The organism is Streptomyces sp. NPDC057654 (assembly GCF_042800135.1).
In the GTDB taxonomy this organism is placed as follows: Bacteria; Actinomycetota; Actinomycetes; order Streptomycetales; family Streptomycetaceae; genus Streptomyces.
On the sequence record NZ_JBHVHQ010000621.1, the window covers coordinates 1 to 3,602 of the forward strand.

4 protein-coding genes are annotated in these 3,602 nt (G+C 71.7%); all 4 read right to left on the minus strand.

Annotation, left to right across the window (positions count from 1 at the left end; translation table 11 throughout):
* A partial coding sequence (locus ACFU99_RS32100; protein ID WP_384398733.1) for a hydrophobic protein occupies window positions 1-141 on the minus strand: 141 nt, incomplete at its 3' end.
* Window positions 142-259: 118 nt separating this feature from the next.
* Window positions 260-1,165 (minus strand): hypothetical protein, encoded by a 906-nt coding sequence (locus ACFU99_RS32105; RefSeq protein ID WP_384398723.1) that lies wholly within the window; start codon window positions 1,163-1,165, stop codon window positions 260-262.
* Window positions 1,162-2,412, minus strand: a complete 1,251-nt coding sequence (locus tag ACFU99_RS32110; protein ID WP_384398725.1) for a glycosyltransferase family 4 protein — start codon at window positions 2,410-2,412, stop codon at window positions 1,162-1,164. The genes ACFU99_RS32105 and ACFU99_RS32110 overlap by 4 nt, the downstream gene beginning before the upstream one ends.
* Window positions 2,413-2,576: 164 nt before the next feature.
* The coding region (locus ACFU99_RS32115; RefSeq protein WP_384398727.1) for an ABC transporter substrate-binding protein at window positions 2,577-3,602 on the minus strand (1,026 nt) is incomplete at its 5' end.

The following is a 3,602-nucleotide window of genomic DNA, read 5'->3' on the forward strand; positions in this document are numbered from 1 at the left end:
CCCGTTGGCCGTGGACCGGAAGAGGAAGCCGAGCAGCCAGATCACCAGGACCGCCACCGCGACCCACCACAGAACCTTGATCGCGAAACCTGCGCCGAAGAGGATCAGGGCGAGCAGGAGAACGAGAAGAACTGGAACCATTATTCGCACCTCCGGGGCTTCGAGTGCCCCTGGGTGGGCGTTCCATACCCATTCGCACCCGCCCTTTCGCACCGCGGGTTCCCCGGGCCGCCGCCCGGGAGAAGCTCCCCGGAGCGCGTCAGCGGGCGGCGGGCTCGCGCTCGTCGATCCGCACCGACAGGTCGTTGTCCGCCGTGTAGTACGGACCGGCCTGCGCGGGGGCGTGATCGGCGGCGACGGGCCGCACCGGGTAGACGAAGACCGGCTTCTTGTCCGCGATGTCGTCGAGGATGCGGGCGATGCGGACCGGCTCGCCGTCGGCCGGGCGCAGCCACAGGTCCCAGACGTCGAGCCCGCCGCGCCACGCCTCGGCCAGCGGCCCGTACGGCAGGGTGAAGGCGAACTCCTGGCCCTCGGCGGTCGTCGGAACCGTGTGGACCAGGTCGGCGTCGCGCCGGCAGCGGGCCTCGACCACGGCCCCGGCCAGCCACGCCTGCGGGTCCTGGACGCGGTAGAGGACGCCGCGGGCGGTTATGCCGGTGCTCTCGATCTGGATGTCGGCGGCCTCGGCGTGCGGCACGCGGAGCCAGCTGCGCAGCGAGAGGTTGCCGTGCTTGGTCGCGTACGGGATGCGGACGGCGAGCGGCGAGGTGCTCTGGCTCGGTGTGCGGTCGACGAGCGAGCGCAGGTCGTTCAGGCCGGGCACGAGCCGCCGGACGTCATCCTCGCCGCAGGCCACATGGATGTCCCAGCGGCCCTCGGGGAGCGCGACCGTGCTGGGCAGCACGGCCCTGAGCCGTCCGTCGCCGTTGGGCGACAGGGGCAGGCGGACCTCGTCGGAGTCGGCGTCGGCGTCCGCCACGCGGCGGCGCAGGACGAGCGCCGCCGTCCAGTCGCCGGTGGACTCGGGGCGGCCCCAGACGTCGACGTCGAAGGTGAGTCCGCCCGCGGAGTCCGCGATGCAGTCGGCGCGCGGCGGGGCAGACACGATGGTGGGCTCCTCGGGTGGGGTGACGGGGTGGTGACGCGGGGCGGAGGTCGTCATGCGGCTCGCCCCCGTCGCCACGCTGATCTGCCGGCGTCCTTGGTGCGGAACGCGTTGCTCAGCAGGGCGCCGCGGGTGCGGTGCAGCGAGCCGCGCAGCGCGCCGCGGGCCACGAGGTCGCCGAAGAGCGACTCGTAGCGGCCGGCGATGCGTGACGGGTCGAAGCGCTCCGAGCGCGCGAGGGCCTCGCGGCCCATGTGGCGGCGGAGCTCGTCGTCGTTGATGAGGCTCAGCAGTCCGTCGGCGATGGCGTCGACCTTCCCGGTCGGCACGAGGAGACCATCGACGCCGTTCTCGATGATCTCGCCGGGGCCGTGCGGGCAGTCGGTGGAGACCACCGGCAGGCCGCAGCGCATGGCCTCGACGATGGTCATGCCGAAGGATTCGAGGCTGGAGGTGACGGCCGCGACGGAGCCCTTGACCCACTCGGGGTCGAGGGGGTTGGCGGGGCCCATGAGGAAGACGTGGTTGTAGAGGCCGCGCTTGTCGATCTGGGCGCGCAGCTTGGCGCGCTCGGCCCCGGCCCCGTAGATCCGCAGCCGCCAGTCGGGGCGCTGCGCGACGACCTTCTCGAAGGCGCGGATGAGCAGGTCGTACCGCTTGGCGGGGGCGAGCCGGCCGGCCGCGACGACCCACTTCCCGGTCCCGTCGGCGGGGGCGACCGCGGGCGCGGGGATGGAGTTGGGCACGGCCTCGACGCGCACGCCGGGCAGTCTCATGAGCTTGCGGTAGGTCTCGGCGTCGGCCTCGGTCACGGTGGTGACCGCGTCGAGCCGGGGGTAGACGGTGCGCAGGGTGCGCTTGAGCTGCGGCGAGTGGGTGGAGAGCGTCAGGTGCTCCTGGCCGACGCGGACGGGACCGCGGCGGGCCTGCTGGGCGATGTGCACATTGAGGCCGGGGCGGGTGCCGATGACGACATCGCAGTCCAGGGTGCGCAGGTGCTCGGCGATCCGCCGGTCGGTGAGCGCGCTGTACTGCTTGTAGCGGCCTTCCGTGGCGGGGAAGACGGTGGCGGGGCGCTCCTGCTCGGGGTTGTCGCCCTCGTAGGCGGGGCTGTCCTTGCGGAGGTCGACGAGGTGGCGCAGGCGCACACCGCCGCTCGGCGCGAGGATCGGCTCGTCGCGGTGGCGGAACACCGAGACGATCTCCACGTCGTGCTGCTCGGCGAGGGCGCTCGCCAGGTTGTACGTGGTACGGATCGTCCCGCCGATGCCGTACGCATTGTGGATAAGGAATGAAAGGTGCATTCGACCCCGTATGCCGCGGAATTTTCAGCGGACGTTACCACTCGCCCGCCTACCTTGAGATAAGACTGTCGCCCGGCGGCCGAGGTTGACCGTGCTCACCAAGTCGTTCTTGAAGCGATGGGAAATCGGTAGGTGAAACCGGGAACTTTTCACTCTCTCCCGCGCTACGGCCGGTAGGCAAGGAGGGGGACGGTGAAGCAATTGTGGATCATGTCGCCGCCCTCGGTGACCCAGCGCCCCGCACCGCCGCCCGCCCCCTTTTGCCCGTCCCCGGCCCCGTCCCGCCAGCGCGCCACCGACAGGCACGTACGACGGCTCGTGGGCGGCTCGGCCAGGTGCTCGTACGAGACGGGGAGCAGCAGACCGCGCGCCGTATAGGGGGTCCCGCGCTCCATGAAGCGCCGTACGCAGCCGCGGGTGACGGGACCGGAACAGGACGTGGCGGCGTCGGTGAACCACATGGCGGCGGCCCAGCCCTCCAACGCCCACTGCGACAGCGGCGCCTTGTGCGCGTACCGGTCCATGCCCGCCCGGAACGCACGCACTTCCCCATCACCGATCTCGTCGTGATTTCGGCTGGAACCCGTCGCCCACAGAGCGTTACGGCAGCCCGGAGCCCCCTTGTAGTCCTCGCGGACGGACGCCGTCCAGTTCTGCACGTTGGTGACCTTGGCGGTGACCTTCACCCCGGCGGCGTCCATCGCCTCGCACAGCCGCGCGTTGCCGTGGGTGTCCAGCGCGTCGAAGACCAGATCCGTGCCGCGGGCCCGCATGTCCGCGGCGACCGCCCGGAAATTGGGCAGCGCGAAATCCACCTGCTCACCGGTCACGTCGTAGCCCTCCGCCCGAAGTCCACGCGTCACGAGACGGGCGTACGAGGCCGAGGACGCCTGGTTGTAGGAGACGACGGCGGCGGTACGGGCCCCCTGCGCGCGCTTGAAGTAGCGGTAGACCTCCGTACCGCCGTACAGCCGCCCGTCCCAGCCGGGCTCGCCGTCGCGCGGGGCGCTGCTGCCGTAGATGCCGTACAGCCCCGGATAGGTGTCGTACGCGGCCCCGATCGGCTGCCCGCCGATGTCCGGCACACCGGCCGCGCTGACGCGGGGCGCGCCCGCGTAGTCGAGGGCCGTGGTGGCGACGAGCGCGACCACCTTCTCCTGCTCCACCAGCCGCTGCACGCTCTCGTTGTT